The sequence below is a fragment of the Alteromonas sp. 5NS40-0096 genome (assembly GCF_057544385.1).
The window spans coordinates 519582-537363 of the sequence record NZ_BAAJLQ010000002.1; the positions used below are offsets into that span (position 1 = coordinate 519582).

13 protein-coding genes are annotated in these 17782 nt (G+C 46.0%); 3 read left to right on the top strand and 10 right to left on the bottom strand.

Annotation, left to right across the window (positions count from 1 at the left end; translation table 11 throughout):
• Window positions 1-5: 5 nt before the first annotated feature.
• From AC27G9_RS08195 to AC27G9_RS08220, 6 genes are all read right to left on the bottom strand, one after another.
• Window positions 6-1355, bottom strand: a complete 1350-nt coding sequence (locus AC27G9_RS08195) for an alginate export family protein (RefSeq protein ID WP_487072936.1) — start codon at window positions 1353-1355, stop codon at window positions 6-8.
• 14 nt (window positions 1356-1369) lie between these two features.
• Window positions 1370-2518 carry a PilZ domain-containing protein gene (locus AC27G9_RS08200; RefSeq protein ID WP_487072938.1) on the bottom strand — a complete coding sequence of 383 codons (1149 nt, stop codon included), beginning with the start codon at window positions 2516-2518 and terminating at the stop codon, window positions 1370-1372.
• 22 nt (window positions 2519-2540) lie between these two features.
• Window positions 2541-4013 (bottom strand): glycosyltransferase family 2 protein, encoded by a 1473-nt coding sequence (locus AC27G9_RS08205; protein ID WP_487072940.1) that lies wholly within the window; start codon window positions 4011-4013, stop codon window positions 2541-2543.
• 7 nt (window positions 4014-4020) lie between these two features.
• Window positions 4021-5337 (bottom strand): nucleotide sugar dehydrogenase, encoded by a 1317-nt coding sequence (locus tag AC27G9_RS08210; protein ID WP_487072942.1) that lies wholly within the window; start codon window positions 5335-5337, stop codon window positions 4021-4023.
• A gap of 194 nt (window positions 5338-5531) precedes the next feature.
• Window positions 5532-6299 (bottom strand): hypothetical protein, encoded by a 768-nt coding sequence (locus tag AC27G9_RS08215; protein ID WP_487072944.1) that lies wholly within the window; start codon window positions 6297-6299, stop codon window positions 5532-5534.
• A gap of 98 nt (window positions 6300-6397) precedes the next feature.
• On the bottom strand, window positions 6398-8260 hold the full coding sequence (locus tag AC27G9_RS08220) for an HDOD domain-containing protein (protein WP_487072946.1): 1863 nt from the start codon (window positions 8258-8260) through the stop codon (window positions 6398-6400).
• Between the two features lie 234 nt (window positions 8261-8494).
• On the opposite strand from AC27G9_RS08220, the gene AC27G9_RS08225 reads away from it, so the two are divergent.
• Together AC27G9_RS08225 and AC27G9_RS08230 are read left to right on the top strand one after the other, a co-directional pair.
• Window positions 8495-8842, top strand: coding sequence for a DUF4870 family protein (locus AC27G9_RS08225; RefSeq protein ID WP_487072948.1), 348 nt, complete (start codon window positions 8495-8497; stop codon window positions 8840-8842).
• Window positions 8843-8872: 30 nt separating this feature from the next.
• Window positions 8873-9655, top strand: coding sequence for a penicillin-binding transpeptidase domain-containing protein (locus AC27G9_RS08230; protein ID WP_487072950.1), 783 nt, complete (start codon window positions 8873-8875; stop codon window positions 9653-9655).
• A 3-nt stretch (window positions 9656-9658) separates the two neighbouring features.
• On the opposite strand, the gene AC27G9_RS08235 is transcribed toward AC27G9_RS08230, so the two are convergent.
• The 4 genes from AC27G9_RS08235 to AC27G9_RS08250 all read right to left on the bottom strand — a co-directional run bounded on the left by AC27G9_RS08235 (window position 9659) and on the right by AC27G9_RS08250 (window position 16294).
• Complete coding sequence (locus tag AC27G9_RS08235; RefSeq protein WP_487072952.1) at window positions 9659-10819, bottom strand: ROK family transcriptional regulator; 1161 nt, start codon at window positions 10817-10819, stop codon at window positions 9659-9661.
• Window positions 10820-10901: 82 nt separating this feature from the next.
• Window positions 10902-12125: a glycerate kinase type-2 family protein gene (locus tag AC27G9_RS08240; RefSeq protein WP_487072954.1), complete on the bottom strand. Its 1224-nt coding sequence runs from the start codon at window positions 12123-12125 to the stop codon at window positions 10902-10904.
• 11 nt (window positions 12126-12136) lie between these two features.
• Window positions 12137-13708: a sodium:solute symporter family protein gene (locus tag AC27G9_RS08245; RefSeq protein ID WP_487072956.1), complete on the bottom strand. Its 1572-nt coding sequence runs from the start codon at window positions 13706-13708 to the stop codon at window positions 12137-12139.
• 120 nt (window positions 13709-13828) lie between these two features.
• Window positions 13829-16294 (bottom strand): TonB-dependent receptor domain-containing protein, encoded by a 2466-nt coding sequence (locus tag AC27G9_RS08250; protein ID WP_487072958.1) that lies wholly within the window; start codon window positions 16292-16294, stop codon window positions 13829-13831.
• A gap of 200 nt (window positions 16295-16494) precedes the next feature.
• Between AC27G9_RS08250 and AC27G9_RS08255 the strand changes: the two genes are divergently transcribed.
• The gene (locus AC27G9_RS08255) at window positions 16495-17778 is read left to right on the top strand and encodes an MGH1-like glycoside hydrolase domain-containing protein (protein ID WP_487072960.1); all 1284 of its coding nucleotides are present in this window, start codon (window positions 16495-16497) and stop codon (window positions 17776-17778) included.
• Window positions 17779-17782 lie beyond the last annotated feature (4 nt).

Here is a 17782-nt window from a genome sequence, read left to right on the forward strand (position 1 = left end):
GCCTCCTAAAACCTAAATTGCGCTTCTAGCGTGACACGGTAGTCTCGACTTTGGTCGACAAATGTGTCGCCAGGTGAAAACGTGCCCGCTCGCAAGCGCACTAAATTGAGGTTAAAAGGGTTGGTATCACGAGCGTAATGAGTGATATTGAGGTCAATACTGTTTCCCACATCATCATTGCCAGCAATGGTTTCAATCTCTCGACCAAATGAATAGACGTCTTGTGAGCTATTATCCTTTTTGTAATCACCAACGAGCAGCACAGCTTCCCAAAATTCATTGGGTTGGTAAGACACAAACAATCCCGTGTGCCTTAAGTTTGTCACATCCGCACGCAAGGCTTCATTAAATCGGTACAGGCGTTGCCGTACGCCAAAATAGTGACCACGGTTGGAATGCAAACCGCTTTGACTAAAGTTCTGTGTCTCTTGCTCGGTTGCGCCACCAGAACCTCGAGTATGGGTTACACCAAATGACCAAGCCCCAGTATCCAGCCTAACACCCAGATCCAGTGCATCGGCATTGATGTCTTTTGGTGACAAACTTCCATCGAGCTCGACGACAGATGTGTCGCCACTTTGTTGAATCCACTCTGCCTTGTACGCGATCATTTGAGGGCTTCGCTTTTCATCCCAATTCGACATGAGACGTAATCCAAGCCAAGTGGATTCTGCATTATAGCCTAGGGAGGTCTGCGCAAAGGTGTTTGTTGACAAGTCGGTGCTTTGTGTTTGGGAAAGATAAGCAATACCAATACTGTGGTAAGCAATCCAATCCCAATCTAGGTTGGCAAACAACCGGGTTACATCATCATTTATCGCGAGGAGATCTGCGTCAGTTCGGTAAGTGTCAAACTCTTTACCCACACCGATTTGCCAATCTAATTGCGTCGTTTCACCACGCCAGACTAAAGATTCCACATCAGCGTCAAGCCAAAAGCCATCGACGTCATCTATTCGCTGCAAGCCAAGAGTGAGATGCTCGTCTGGCAGTCGGGTAAAGCCGTGATAACGCACGTAAGCTTCTCGCAATTGAAGAAAGTAATTCTCACCGTCACCATCTTCTTGAGCGAATTCGGTGTTGGGGTCGATAAGTGTCGTGTTGTCACTCGATACTACCGCTCTAGCGTCAACAAACCACGTGAAATTGGTACGGATTTTATCGCTCACGCCAATCCGCGATTCGATCAGCCAGCTGTCTTGTTCTAGGTTATTGCCGCCTGGGCGATGGGCCACATCTTGAGACGATAACACCGCTTTTACCCACGGGTCCCACTCGGGTTCAGCATAAGCCGAACCGGCGAGTAAACTCAAACTAGCCGCGATTACACAAGGTAACGCTACTGGTATTTTCATTCGAAAAAGCCCCATTACAGCAACACATCAAGTTCGCCAACTTTCACTGTTACAGGGCGCTTGAGGTATTCAAGCGGGATTTTTTCGTCTGTTTCGATTGTGGCTAGTACACTGTGTACTTTGTGCTCTTCTTCTCGGATGTTCTCGGGAATCTCGAGCTTGGTAATTTGGCCCGTTACAGGAGGCGTATCAGAACTTAGATAGACATAAACCTTGGTGCCTACTTCGATATTGGCTAGTTCAGCGTGTTTAAATCGAGCTAGCACCGAAGCCGATACACTGCCATCACCGAGTGTGGCTATCGCTTGGCCTTGTGATACATACTCGCCGTCTCTAACAAGTAACTCAACAATTTCACAGTCACAGCGGCTTTCTACAACACTAGAAATAGTTCTGTCTAGCAACGTCGATAACTCATTCTCCGTCATACCTGCAGCACTTGCGACGTTAGACGTATCAACTAACAACGGGCTTTCAATGACTGCCAATGGTTGTTTGTTCACGACTTTTTGACCCGCGTCAATTTGGAGATTGAGTAGTCCGCTTCTCGGCGCTGAAATAACATTGGTTCTGGCTGAGACTACTGCGGTGTCAGCTTTGATGACGAAAAATGCTTGATGAACATTGAACAAAACATAAGCGAAGGCAAGCAAACTGATGAAGACAAACATTGTTGTAAAAACGAGTGCTTTGACCTTATCACCGCCAGATAGGGCTTGGCTCATATCCGGACGTTCCTTGGCGAAATTGTCTCTAGACAAGGTCGTCAGCACATCATTGACGTTAGTGACTTCTCCACTCAAAAATTTTGTAATGATGGTTCGAATTGTCGAAATTTCTTCACGACCCAATTCGTGGAATTCGCAGCCGTAGCGGGGGGTGTCTTGGCCGTGTTTTGCCACCACTTGAAACTTAACGTCTAATGCGATTTCTAAACTGTCGAATTTAAATGACAAGGTACCTTCTGAAAAATCGCCGGCTTCAAAACCAAATGATTCAGCAGAAACAGCAAAGCCACTTGCACTGATATCGAGTAATTCGAATCTATCAGTACTACCATCTTCCCTCGACACTCTCAGCTTGCTGGGGATTTTGACTCTTGAGTGACGACGCTGGGTTTCATTTTCGTGGACCATCGCGTTCGAATCCGTTTGAGTACTCATAGTTCTACCTTCAATAAATGCATTAAACGAGACGCAAAATAAATGCTAGGAACAAGCAAAATGCGCCAAACGTCATAAGTCGTGTTGAATAATGGTTAAAGCGCCTTTGGAAAGGGTCATCACTTTTCTTACTTGCTGTTTTTTGACGCGTCCATTTCTGGCGGTCGAGACGAAAGGTGACGTAAACCTTAATCAAGGCACCAAATATCTGATTAAAATACAATAGCGCTGGGTACATAGGGCCTACCTTGTGGCCAGAGAATACCAGCAGCAAAGATACAAAGGTTCGCGTTAGCGAAATCCATAGCAAATACATAACTAAGATAGAGTAGTGGTACTTTAAGCCACCGACTATCGCCGCACTCAGTCCGACTAAGCTAGTCCACATCGAAATTCGCTGATCCCACAATACATAATAGGTAAGCACACCAAGGCGGCGAATTCCCAACCTCGTAGCGCGGTAATTCTGTCTGAGGGAGTTACCACTCCATCTCGTCATCAAGGTTTTTGCGGCTTTGAAAAAATTCTTATCGGGCGGATGCTCCCAGGTATGTATTGAAGCATCGGGCACATAATAGGTGTCCCATCCTCTGCGCATTAGAGAAAACCAACTGGACTTATCATCACCAGTGAGGAACTTAAAGGTGCCAAGACGCCAATGGGTAAGGTGGTCGTTTTCTACGTCGTAGATGAAGTCGGTTTGCGTGACGACTGCGGCTCTAAACATCGACATACGCCCAGTGAGCGTCAATACTCGTTTTGACAGCCCCATACTGCACATATTGACATGACGCTGTGCAAACCTGAGCTTGTGCCACTGGCTCATTACGTAAGAGCCCAAAACTTGGCAGGTTTCATTCGTCGTTAGCGCGCCCACTTTCGGATAAAGTGAAAAATACGGTGCGCTTTTCGCAATTACACCGGGCTGTAATTCGGTGTCGCCATCGACCACTGCAACCAAAGCCGTCTCGTCTGGCAGGTCTTTCGCGATACAGCGAAAGCCATTCGCAAGTCCGTCCCGTTTTCCTGTACCGGGGATTCTGACAATTTTTAACGCCACATGGGGTGGGGGAGCAAAGTTATCCCACAAGCTTTTCAGAAGCAGTTCATCAGACATTTCGACAATCGAAGCGACGACAGTAGTAGGATAGCCACAGGATATCGCTTCTTTAATAATCGAAGAGTAGACTTTTGCTGTCGTTAATGAGTCAATTCTGAAACTGGTCACCATCAAATAGATATGAGAGGGCGGAACGGCTTCGATAGCCTTCAAGGCTCTTTTTCTTTGGCCCGGAAACACTAGGTGCATAAAAATCATGCCACGAATATAGTGCATGATCCCAACACTGTAACGCCAAATACCCAAGGCACCTATGATAAAGATGAAATTTGGATGTTCGGAGTCAAACGTGCCAGTGGGTACGATCAAGGCTAAGAAGCCTACGAACGTAATCCAGAGCATCCAGCCTATCAGCGTCGTTCCGTAAAGTTTCATTAATCAGTTACCAACATATTCCGTGTTGATTATCGTTACTCTTGGTTTCCATAATGCCCGCCAAATCGAGTACATGTTTATCACTCGGCAGGTTTTGCAAAATAGCCCTAAATTCAGGTTCAGGATTGCCCACAATAATTAAATCGGCAAAGTCGAGTACTTCCTGTATGTTGGGGCTTAACAGTCTCAATAGATACGGGAAAGGAATGCTATTTGATAAGTCCCGTTTGTTTGCTTCTGTGCTTGCCGCAAGGTTTGGATCATAAATTTGTAAATCATAACCTTTACCCGTGAGTATACTTGCTAGCTCTACCAACGGACTTTCTCTCAAGTCATCCGTCCCCGCTTTGAAACTCAAACCAAGTAAACCTACTCTGGTTAAGCCTAGCCTTTGAATTTGACTGAATGCTTTGTAAATGTGCTTGCGGTTACTTTCTAACACGGCATGAACGAGAGGTAGCTGGACGTGACGGCTTCGCGCTTCGTGATCTAGGGCTCTGAGATCTTTCGGTAAACAAGACCCGCCAAATGCAAACCCTGGCTTCATGTAGCAGCTTGAAATATTGAGCGTGTGGTCTTTACATACTGTTGCCATTACTTCTCGACCATCTACGCCAAACTCTTTGGCTAGACTGCCTATTTCGTTGGCAAATGCCACTTTTGTAGCATGCCAAGCATTACAGCTGTACTTAACAAGCTCTGCTGACTCAATTGGCAGGCGCACGAGTTCAGAGTCTAGGCCACCGTATAAATCAGATAATACGCCTGCCGATTTGTCATCGATCGCACCGATCACAGTCATAGGTGGTTTTCGGTAATCTTCAATAGCAGAACCTTCGCGAAGAAACTCTGGGTTGGTGGCAAGTCCAAAATCAACACCAGCTTTTTTACCTGACGATTCTTCGATAATTGGCTTAACGACGTTGATTAATGTGCCGGGAAGAACAGTACTTCTGATAACGACAGTGTGGAAAGAGGTTTTATCGGCCAGTAAAGCACCAATGGATTGACACACTTGTTCGATATATTTGAGCTCGAGCCCACCTTGTTTATCAGAGGGGGTGCCTACACAGATAAAGGAAACATCAGTATTTGTTATCGCGTTAGTTAAATCGCTGGTGACGGTAAGCTTTTGAGTATCATTAACGACAGTGTGAATTAAGTCGTCTAGGCCTTTTTCTACAATGGGGGATTGACCTTGGCGGATAAGATCGAGCTTGTGTTCATCGGTGTCTACACCAATGACGGTATGCCCATCCATTGCTTGACACGCAGCGCAAACTACCCCAACGTAACCCATACCAACGACGCTAATTTTCATCATGGTTATGTAAGTCTCTGTTCTTATTCTTTAATACAATTATTCATTGAAAATCAACAACTGTAAAGGGTGCAGCGGTTTAAATGATACGGTGGTCGGATAAGGATAAAATTCGCGAGCATTAAAAACAAAAAGCCCCGCGGTTTTATGCGGGGCTTTCGATGGGTTGTAATGTGTATGATATGAGGGGCTTCGGCCTAGTGCCTCTTGCCTCTTATAAACCAGATTGAAACGATAGACAGTAAAAACAATAGTAAAGCTGCTGGTGCACTGACCGAAGTGGTCGTGAACGAGCGCTTTTGTCTATCTAGCTTCTCGTACTTATCCGAAAATGAGATGAAGTTAGCGTGATTCGCTGCCGCATCTTTGATTTTAAAATCTAAGTCAAGAGCGCCATCGTTGAACAAAGACGCTGAAATATCATCCAACAAGCTTCTATCTGTGGTACTGAACCAGCCAACAGCTGAATGGTCAGTTAGGAATCCGGTGATTCCCGGAGTATCGACAGCTGTGCCACCGAAACGCGTGTAAGACTGGGTTTCAACGTTAGAAAAGTTACCGAATTCGAAACCGTTTACGTACAAGAAATTTTTGTTGGCGTGAAAGCCGTTCTCTGTGCCATTTAGCAACGTATTGTCACCGTCCCACATTGTTAGCCTGATAGCGATTTGAGCGATTTGGCCACCCAATACATCTAGCGTATTTTGGTCAAACAACAATGAACCGATTGACGTTGACGCCAAACCGTTCGTATCGGTTATTAAACCAATGTGAGCCAGTTCAAACTCTGCAATATAGCTAAGGACGCGATTGTTATTCTCGCCAACGATATCAATGACAGCGCCACCAAATTCTGGAATATCGGTGTCACTTAACGTTTTCCCTGTTGGTGAAACAAGCATCAAGCCCGCAAAAGCGGACTGGCATGCAAACAAACAGACAAACAAAATAATCTTTTTCATCATACTTCATCCATTACAACTACAACACATTTAGGATACGCTGAACATCTTCTGACTAATATGGCAATTTCCGACAACTTCACTTTTTTACGTATGTTTAATCATACACTGGTTTTCGGTTGGTTACTTATTCCTTCGACTACTTTGGCAACGCCTTGTTCCAATCTTACTAGTTGGTTATCGGCAAATTGATCTTTTACTGTAGCAAAAAATGGCGCCAAAACCGGCAAGATATCTTTTTGCAAAGCTTGTGCCAGCTTAATTAATGACAGTAGGTGAAGTGTGTGTGCCAGTGGTGTCGATACATTATTTCTGTTGGGTTCGAAAAAATCTTGGCAGGCATTACTGTTTCTGAGTATGCCAATGACCTCTTCGGGAAAGCTCCAAAGGTTTAACAAGATTTCAGTTACTTGGATACTGTGAATTCCCAACCTTAGCTTTTGCAAATGCAGCTGTTGTGCCCAGTCGAGAGAGGATAGGTCTTCTTGTTCTAGTTCGCGATACCCTTCAGCCAAGCAGTGAGCAAGACCTAGATGACCAATATTGTGAAGCATTGCTGCAATATAGATTGGGAATTGTTCAGACTTTTTCACGTCACAAGCCTCACAAATCACGGTGGATAGCTGCGCCGCCAAAATGGAATGTTGCCAAAACACGTTGTAAGAAAAATCATCCTCCTCTACCGGTAAACTCTCAGCGCTCAAGATAGTGATGACCAAGGCTTGGAGTTTTTGTACTCCGAGCACCTTTAAAATCGCTTGTTTGACCGACGTAATACCGGAATAACCGTAGATAACACTGTTTGCGATAGACAAGACTTTAGAGGTCAGTACGGGATCTGATTCAACAAGTTCGACCAATTCATCCATGTGAAAGTCATCATTACTGATGAGCTTTACCAACTTAACTAATAGCACAGGAGGCGTTGGTACCGACTCCGCAGTGATCACACTGTCGAGTCTTTTCTCCGTTGTTAAACAAGCAAAGCGAGATTGCATTGCAACGGGTGTAACACCTTGCCAAGCTTTAAAAGCACGTTCGAAGGTTGCTCGTTCCGAATAACCTAACAGACGACCAATTTGCGAAATTGACATGCCAGTTAATAATAATTCCAGAGAACGTTTGCTGCGGACTCGGTTAAACAGTTTTCTGAAGGACGTGTCTGCAACTTTGATTTTTCTGAGCAGGTTGCGTTCGCTGGTATGCAGTTGGCTAGCAACCCAAGTTTGATTGACATGGTTTAAGTCACTCTGAGACTCAATCAGTTGCTCGACGACTAAGGCAATAGATTGCTTTTCGTCCTCTAGCCCCTGATTGAGCAAATCTTTTCGAAATACCTGATTCACCTTGCTATTCGCAAGCCGCGGTTTGTCTGAGTTTTCGGCAGTATTTAAGCGTATGACAAGCAAGGTCTGTTCGCCTTGCGCATTGCTTCCCTCGGCCTCTAAATAGGCAGCAAGAGGAGTCGCAAGTTCGCTCACGGATGACGATGTAACTTGCTTAGAAACCGAGAGTAATTTCTGTAAGATACCGACGTTGAATAGGTCTATTGGTTGAATACCGTTGCTGTCGCTAGACAAGATAACAAGTAGGGCATTGTCATCCCGTTTAAATTGGAGTTGCGTATTGTTTAGGCCAGTTAAAAAGGCATACTTTGAGAGAGTTTGACACCAAGTTTCCCATGTTGGACTTGAGCAAAGGGCAAGACCAAAGGAACCCAAATGATTGATCTGAATGCCGCTACCGAGTTCCAAAAGCTGATGCCTGGTCAAGTCTGATGCCACTAGCGCATCTAAAAATCGTTTAAAGTCGTCAATATCAATGGGAGAAGATGGGAGGTCTTTCGGCACTGTATTGAGAAAGGCGTCAATCAAGTGCAAAGAAGCAGAACTGGTCACCATGTCTTTGAGCTGCTTCGCTAAAGATATGGCAAGAACGCTGGGTAGACTGACTGGCTGGGACAAGGCGTTAACTCACTTATAATATTGAAAACACGCTAAATATTGTTCAAATACTAACATATGTTGTTGTGATGTTAATCGATAAGATAGCCCTGTCACTCAATAGTGGGCGCGACCTGCCTTGAAATCTAGATGTCCTTAATAAGTATTTGATATTTAACACGCCTATCTCATATAGTCATCTTGTCGTAAAATGCGACAACACTACAATACAACTGACAAAAACAAGGAGGACTAATGTCAGAATCAATACAACACAATCACATTAATGAAAATGCGAAAACCGGGGCGTTGATTGCCTATGGTTTGATGGCCATCGGGCTGTTTACAGGCTTGTTTTGGCTGATCGGCGGTATATGGGCAATCATTAAGAAAGACGATGCCAAAGGCACTATCTATCTAGACCATTATGAACAATTGATACGAACTTTTTGGATTGGCATCATCTTAAACATTGTTGGCTTTATTTTGCTGTTCATAGTGGTTGGTTATTTTGTGCTTATCGCTGTTTGGTTGTGGTCAGTATACAAAGTGGTCAAAGGGCTTGCCCGTATTACATCAGACCGCCCGTATTACGACCGTTAGTTTGAACAGTGCCCTATGTCCTTTAATAGTATGCGTAAAATTTTGACGTGGGGCACTTTGCTTCCATTACTCATTGTTCACGATGTCTATGCTAAAACACCGGATTTGATATTCGATGACAGCAATGTAGTGGGAACCACAATAGTCAGTTCGTTGCGCAGTCAACAAACGCATCGAATAAATAGAGCGCGAGCAAGTGTGCCATTTGCGAGTGCATCTACCTTTAAAATTCCTAATACACTCATTGCGATACAAGAAGGGCTTGTCGATAACGCGAGTTCAACGTTTATTTGGGACAAAGTAGAACGCGATTATGGGCCTTGGAATCAAGATCAAACGTTAAAGAGTGCATTTTCACTTTCTTGTGTTTGGTGTTACCAGCAGATTGCTAGCCAAGTCAGCAGCATTGCGTACACAACCTATATAGAGCAGTTTCAGTTCGGCATACTTACAGAGCCTTTTCAACAAACTGAGTTCTGGCTCAATGGCGAACTCAAAATCAGTGCTGAGCAACAAATTACTTTTCTAAAAGCACTGTATCAGCGTAAGTTTGCCATCGATGATAAGGCCTTTGATGTATTGAGCGAAATCATGTTCATAGAAGCACGAGACGGTTTTAAGTTGTGGGGAAAAACAGGGTGGGCCGAACGAGTGTCTCCACAAGTGGGGTGGTTTGTCGGTTACGTCGAAACACCTGACGACGTCTGGTTTTTTGCCACTAATATTGAAATTAAATCGCCTGGTGACCTAAAAATGCGAGTCGCCATAACGAAAAAGGTGCTGCATTACTATGGAATATGGCCACTTCAATAACAGCTAGATGCAGAGTTCTCGCAACGGCAGCGTCGCCGCTCCCACTGCCACCGGGTTATGAGTGACTTGCGCGGCAACTATCTCAGGTAAGGGGCGTTTAGCGCCGCGACGAAATTGGGCATAAACGTCGATTCTAGATATCACTTTTTCTGCCAACGCGGTTGGTATGTGCCCGCCAATGACAATGGCTTGAGCATCGAGCAGTGCTGAGCTACACGTTGCCACTAAATCGAAAGAGTCTTGGACTTTATAGACCCATTCGTCGATACCAGGCCAACTGGGATCATAGGTATCGCTTAGCGTGTACACCGAGGGAATATCTACACCGTGTTTGGCAATAATACGCCTGAACAACTCTAGATTCGGATGGCTGTATAATTTTGACGGCAGCATATCGCCTAATTCGCCGGCATTGCCGTAAGTCCCTCTTATCACTTCACCGTCATTGACCAAGCCGCCACCGAATGCTGCCGAAACGAATAAGTAAACAAAGTTCTTGTACTTGCGCCCATGGCCAACAATTCCTTCACCCGCTGCCGCCCCTGTTCCGTCGTTCACAACCCAAGTAGGAAGGTCAAAAAAGTCAGAAGCCAATACCGCGATATCAATTTGCGCCCATTCCTCAATGGCATGGTGAGTGTTCATTTTTCCATCCATGGAGCTGAAGAAACCGGAAATGCCAATGCCCAAACCTAGTACCCTGTCGTGATCAATGGCGTGTTGGGAACTAAGGCGTAAAAAGGCCTGTTGTGCCTGCTGTAAAACGTTATCGATGGACATGTCATCCATGAGTTGTAGTTCGCTGTCGACAACATTGCCTTCAAAGTCCATGACAGCAACGGCGATAGCGTTGAGTAGAACGGAGAGGCCAAATGTGTAGGCAAAGTTGCCTTGAAGCTTTAACCGATAGCCGGGTTTGCCTCTTACGCTTTGAATCAAATCTTCAGTTTGCTGCACGGCGCCTTTTTCCATGAGCGACTTAACCAAACGTGACATGGTTTGCTGCGGGGTTTTGGTGACATCAGCAAGGCGGCTTTGTGTCGTGTCATGATTCCAAAATATTTGTTTGAGGATCGCTCTTTCGTTGTCTTGGAAAAGCTTTTCTCCTTTTCCCAAAACAAAGCTATCTCTTAACCGCTGATTATTATTTTTGGCTGCTAGCATGACTATACACTCGGCGTACTAATACGCCGAGACTAATAAAATCCTTTTCATGAGGCAAGTTTACCGCGGTATTGCGGGAAATTTAGGCAATTGCAATAACCCGAAAATCATTCACATTCGTTCCGGTAGGAGGAACACAAACGTGTTGGCCAAGCGCCTCGAAAAACGCGAAGCTGTCATGGTTGTTTAGGCATTGAACGGGGTCTTGGTTAACCGCTTGTGCTCGAACCAGTGTTTCGGGGTGTATGAATGCGCCGGCTACGTCTTTGCTACCGTCTACGCCATCAGTGTCGGCGGAAAAACCATAGATGCCATTTTCTCCTTGTAATGCTATGGCAAGTGCTAACATATACTCTTGGTTTGGCCCGCCGTGGCCTGTGCTGTCGCCTAAGGTCACCGTTAATTCCCCCCCTGAAAACAGCAGTATTCTCTCACCTTTCGCTTTCATTTCGCGGGCAATTTTTGCGTGAGCGCGAGCGACCTCTTGGGCTTCCCCAGATTCGGTGTAACTCAGCACTCGGGTATGCCAACCCATAGCATTGGCATATGATGCGGCGGCATCGATAGCGGTTTTCCCACTTGCGATGATGTTGTATTGCCCCTCTACTTTTGGACTGGCACCTTGTTGTAACAGGTGAGACTCAACACTGCGGATGGGGTGCCAGCCATATTGATTGAGAATATCGAGTGCCTGACGGGAAGTTGTGTTGTCTTGAACCGTCATACCAGACGCAATATATGCGGGGTCGTCGCCGACCACATCAGAGATCACCAATGAATGCTTGGGGCCATCGCATAATGCAGCCAACCTACCGCCTTTGATTTTCGACAAGTGTTTTCTGACGGTATTCATTTCTTCAATAGCCGCTCCGCTACGCAGCAAAAATTGGTGAACTTGCAATTTTTCCTCTACGGATATATCTCCCGCTGGCACACTGGCGAGAGCAGAGCCCCCACCGGAAATGAGGAACAATACTGGCGTGTTCTTTGGGATTCGATTTGCAAGAGTAAGTAAGTGCTCGCCTGCCGCAACACTATTTGCATCTGGTAAGGGGTGAGACGAGGTGAATACTTCAATCTTGCCTGTTGGAAGTGTGGTTTCATAACCGTAGCGAGTTACCACGGCACCCTCGCAATTATCCCCGAAGTAAGCATAGGTTTGCGCGGCCATTTCCGCTGCCGCCTTACCTGCGCCCAATACGTAAACGGGCTTGTTTTTATCAAAGCGTTCAAGGAAGGCGGGCATACACTGTTGAGGTTGGCAGGATGACACCGCTAGCTGATAGAGTTCAAACAGTAAATCCATGTTATTTCCCCTTAAAACCAGCTCGGGATTGAAATACAAAACGCGATCATTGCGACAAAAAATGCCAGCAGAATGACGGTATCTCGTTTGGTTAAAATAGAGTGCCTGACAAGTGCGATTGATTGATGATTCTGCTCACTGTTTTTAGGTAACAAGACCCAAACTAAGTAGGCAGCGACGGTTGTCACTATCAAACCAATAGCGTTCCACCAGAACCAGAAAATCTCTTCAAACCCGATCCATAGCACGAAGTTTGTCGCCACGCCAAATACGATGCCAGTGTTGATGTGTAAAGCTGATAATTTACGGTCAAACAATGCGATGATGAAAACCGCTAGTATTGAGCCGTAGAACATGGAGCCAACTTTGTTGATGGCCTCGATAATGGTCGGTGCAATATTCCCCGCAAACAAAGAGAGTAATAGGGTTACTGCACCCCAAATCAACCCCACATATTTTGCTTGTTGCATGTAGGTTTGTTGGTCGGGTTCTTTGTTAACGATGCGGTAGTAGTCTTCGACCGATACCGCGGCGAGGGAATTAATGGCAGAACTCAATGAAGACATAGCCGCGGCTAAAATGGCCACAACAAGCAACCCAATCAATCCGTGGGGTAGGTAGTCGAGAATAAAAATAGGCACTAACCAGTCTGGGCTTTGAGACTGCACTTTGGCCATGAATTGGGTATCTTGTAGTGCCAATGTGCCAATGATAAGCCCTGAAAAACAATACAAAATGGTAACAGGGAAGCGCACAACGCCATTGGCCAGAATCATTTTGCGCAAATCGTTTTCGTTACGTGCGGCAAGTGCCCGTTGTGCTTGTGTTTGGTCACAGCCATAGTAGGACGCGTATAAAACGATTCCGCCAAACACCATGGGTAAAAAGCCGAAGCTGTCGTTGTTAAAACCGAACGAGCCAAAATCAACCGCGGTTAAACGCGAAGTTGGCGCATTTGCTAAAAACACGTCTAAGCCACCTAAATAGTGCAAGCCAAACCCGATGCAGGCGATGGTGCCTAGCACTATAATAATCATTTGAATAGCATCGCCATACACGACCGCTTTCATACCACCTTGCAGTGAGTAGAGCACAGTAATAACGCCAGTGAGAAGAATCGCTTGCCATGCAGATATCCCCATCGTGCCTTGTAGAATGAGTGAAACAGCATAAATCATGATGCCGGTGGCAAAGGCTCTACTGAACTGAAAAACGACACTCAGAAGTACGCGAGTTGAACGGCCAAATCGGGTTTCTAGAAAATCGTAAATGCTCACGACGCCCGATTTATACAGCGTCGGTAATATCGTGCCCATCAGTAGAATCATGGCTAAGGGAACGCCAAGCTCATAAGAAAGCCATTGCATCCCGCCGCCTTCGCGCAGACCAACAAAAGCTGGCGCAGAGACAAAACTAATGGCAGACAGCTGTGTTGCCATAACTGATAAGGTGAGAGGTTTCCAACCAAGGGTACGGCCACCTAAGAAATAATCATCTTTGGTTTCTTGGTTGCGTAAGCGAAACCCCATGTACAGCAGAATAGCGAGATAAATAAAAACGACGGCGTAATCTAAAATGTTCATGATTAAAAAGTCTGATGAAGTAAAAAAGGAGTGGAAAACCACGGGACGATCAGTTTTCCACTCGAGGATGAAACAGGGTTGCAGGGAGGTAAGCATAGTGCCTAGCTCCCCGCGGACGGGTTAAAAGTCGTATCGTGCCGTGATGCTTACCCGGCGAGGCAAGATAGGACGGCCGACAAAGAATTGGCCGCCTGACACCTGACTGTTACCTTGGCGAGGTGAACCCTCTGTCACGCCGTCGCTATCAAACAAGTTCCACACGCCAATACCGAGCCTTAGTGCTTGGTCATTGTTAAACTCCCAAGTGTAACCAGCGTCTAGCGTTGTGATGTTGTGAGAATCAAGTTCTACAGTATTGCTGTCATTGGCATACGCATCACCAAAGTAGCTAACCGCAATTCGCGCATCCACGTAACCATCGTCATAACTTACACCGAGGTTACCGGTTAATGATGGTTGGCGTCTTGGCTCCATGCCATCCAGTGCTCCTTCTGTGAATTCAGCGTCTTGCCATGTTAGGTTACCGTCGACAATGATGTTTTGTGTAACATTCCAACGCGCGATAACCTCAGCGCCAAACGTCGACGTAGACTGGGTAACGACTGATTCAGAAATGCCGCCGTTACCATCGTTAATAAAGTCGACAGAGCGTCTGTTTTCTAGTTCAGCTAAGAACAAAGAGGCATCCACATACAGGCCTTTCGGGAAGTATTTAACACCGATAGCGGCTAGAGTAATGTCTTCTCCCTCATAGCTCTGAGGGTCGCCGTTGGCATCAAACCGAATACTGCGAATCTGCGGAAAGAAATAACCTTTTGAGGCGTTAGCATACAAGTTGATTGAGTCATCCATCTTGTATATTGCCGCAGCGGAGAAGGCCACTTCAGTGGTATCCACTTCACCATATATAAAACGGCCATTACCTGTGCGGTTGACTTGTAAGTTCGGCGTTAGCGATGGATCGTCATTGATAGTGACAAGTTCATTGCCCTCTGAATTTGATGTGCCTTCCGCTCTCTCAATACGCGTACCGATATCAAATGCCCAAGTATCATTTTCCATTTGGTCGGTGATGTATAAGGCCATGCGCTTACTGCTTAGGTCGCGATTTGTGTAAGAGATGCCTGGGCCGACAATACCGTTTTGGGTGTACTGAGTGACATTGCCATCCGCATCCGTGAACGCAATATCCACTAATTGTGCACTACCGCCATTGCGGAAATCTGCTAGGTACGACGTGATAATATTGAAATCTTTTTGTTTAGCACTGATAAAGAAAGTACCAATATTGAAGGTATGATCGAACCCGCCAACATCGTCAAAAGCGCCGGTTACATTGAACTCAGTACTAAAAAAATCGCCATCGCGAACGCGGTCTAGTAGACGGTTGCCAAACAGCAAATAGTCATCTGGTACCGCTGCGCCAGTCTCTGTCCACGTGAAGCTTGGAGTACCGTATAGCTCGGTAAGCGATTGGCCATTGACGTTCTTTGATGGGTTGTTCACATACCCCAGTAAAGGTTCTGGTGAGTTAGAGATACCGTCGCCATCGAGAAACAAATTGAATTGGTGCTCATAATCGGCAGCTTTCGCCTTACCACTGATTGTCCAGATATCGGACAATTCTTTACTGAACTCGACTGCAAACGACCCGCCTTCTACGGAGACGCCATTGTCTATTGTGGTTTCATACTCACCATCTGCCGTTTGGTAACGCAAACCAGAAGCCGCTACCGTTTGTGCCACATAAACCGTTTGGCCATCGTTACCGGGCAAGCGGTCGCGGCTGTTGCCATCAAGTGGTAGCGGGAGGAAAAATTGGACTTTGTCGTCAATGATTTGACCGTAAAACGTGATGTGCCCATCGTCGAATTCTTTCTTGATGTTCCCTCTAAGTTGGTAACCACGAGTGGGAAGCCCTGTATCTAGCGGGCCATCATCATGTCGATAGTAGCCCGACATTGCATAGTACAAATCGTCATCGCTCGAGAGTGGGCCACTAGTAAAGAAGTCGGTGCGCACTCTGCCATCTTCTGCGATCTCCAGTTGAACTGAAGATTCAGGGTCAGCACTACCTGTTTTAGAAATGTAGTTGATGATGCCTGCCACTGAACCAGGGCCAAACAAGTTTGATGCACCACCACCGACAAATTCAACACGCTCTATTCCCATATCCGGGCGAAAATATACGTCTTGTGCTGAGGATGTCATACCGGATTGGAAGGCAGGCATGCCATCGTAGTTAAGGGGAGTGAACTGGAATTGACCGCCAGAGGGGAGGCCGCGAACAAACGCATTGGTTGCCACTTCACCACCGCCGCCTTCTACTTTGATACCTGGCACAGTGAGTAGGATATTGGCTTGGCTCGAGAAGCCACGTTTTGACATCTGATCGTTATCAATCAGGGTGGTTTTAGCTGGTGTGTCGGCTTCTGAACGCGCCAGACTAGAGCCAGTCACCAATATAATCTCTGCCTCTTGTTCTGCATTGTTGCCACTGTTTTGGTCTTCATTGTTGGCTTGCTGGGCAAATGATGAAGCCGAATACATCAACATCATTGCTGAAGCGAGTGCTGTTTTTCTCACGATTGTTTCTCCCAAATCTATGGTTATTAGTGCAAAAAACGTAATTCTCGAACCGTTCTTTAAGGTCACTTTGTGTGTTGTTGTTAAATTTTCATTAACAAGTTAAACACAAAAAATACACTCTAACAACTCATTTTGAGTTTATAAATGTAAAAAAGTTTGCTATAAATCATATTAATTAACCCAAAATGGTAGTTTGTATGAATTATTCTCCTGCTGAAAAGAGCATTGCGATGACCGGATTTGCAAAATCAACACTGATTAAAAACGACCTCGGTGGCTATACAGTCCCGACTCATGGTCTATATCCGTTTCAATGGAATTGGGACTCAGCCATAGTGGCATTGGGATGGTTAACCTTTGACGAAACGCGCGCGTGGGAAGAGGTAACGTCGTTGCTATCTGCACAGTGGGAAAATGGAATGGTGCCGCATATTGTTTTTCATAAAGCGTCACAAACGTACTTTCCCGGGCCGGACGTGTGGGGCTCGCAGAATGACATTGCAAGTACGTCGATATCCCAGCCGCCGGTGTTGGCTACTGTTGTACGCAAACTGTTCGAAGAGGGCAAAGACAAGTCATTAGCGATGCGTATGGCTCAGAAAGTTGTCCCCGCACTTGTGCGATACCATTTGTGGTGGTATCGCTGCCGCGATCCTCAAAACACTGGCTTGGTGGTCAGTTATCACCCTTGGGAATCTGGCATGGACAATAGTCCGTCGTGGGATAACGCCCTTGCAGCTGTACCTGAAGTAGAATGGGACTACACCAGACGAGATACCAATCATATCGATTCTTCCCAGCGGCCACATAAACGTGAGTACGATCGCTTTTTGTATCTTGTTGATACGTTCAAAACACTCGGGTTTGATGACGAAAAAATCTATCAGCAATGCCCCTATCAAATGATTGATGTCGGCATTGTATCTATCTTACACCGCGCCACCGCAGACTTACTTTGGTTGTGTGAAGCCACAGGTTACGTTTTCGACGCTTCACAGGAGCTGGAAAATCGAATGACAATGACCAACAAAGCCATTGGCACATTGTGGAATGACAATACCAAGATGTTTCACAGCCTCAATAGGTTGACCGGGGAGATGTCGGCAGCGCGGGTGACCGGAGGATTACTGCCAATATTTGCAGGCCTCAACAGCGATTCACAATTGGATGACATGGAGGTAGTCATTACGGATTGGATTAATGCAGCACCGTATGCCTTGGCCTCGACCCATCCCAAAGACGGCAATTTCGAACCTCAACGATACTGGCGTGGACCGGTATGGATTCATATTAACTGGATGATTGCTGAAGGGTTAAGAGAGCAAGGGGCTGATTCTCTTGCAGAAAAAATTCGTGCATCAAGTCGTGAACTGGTCAACCAGAGCGGGTACAATGAGTCTTTTCATGCGTTGAGCGGTGAGAAAAGTGGCGGTGGTGACTTTTCTTGGACTGCGGCGATGGCGCTCTACTGGCTTTTATAGGGAA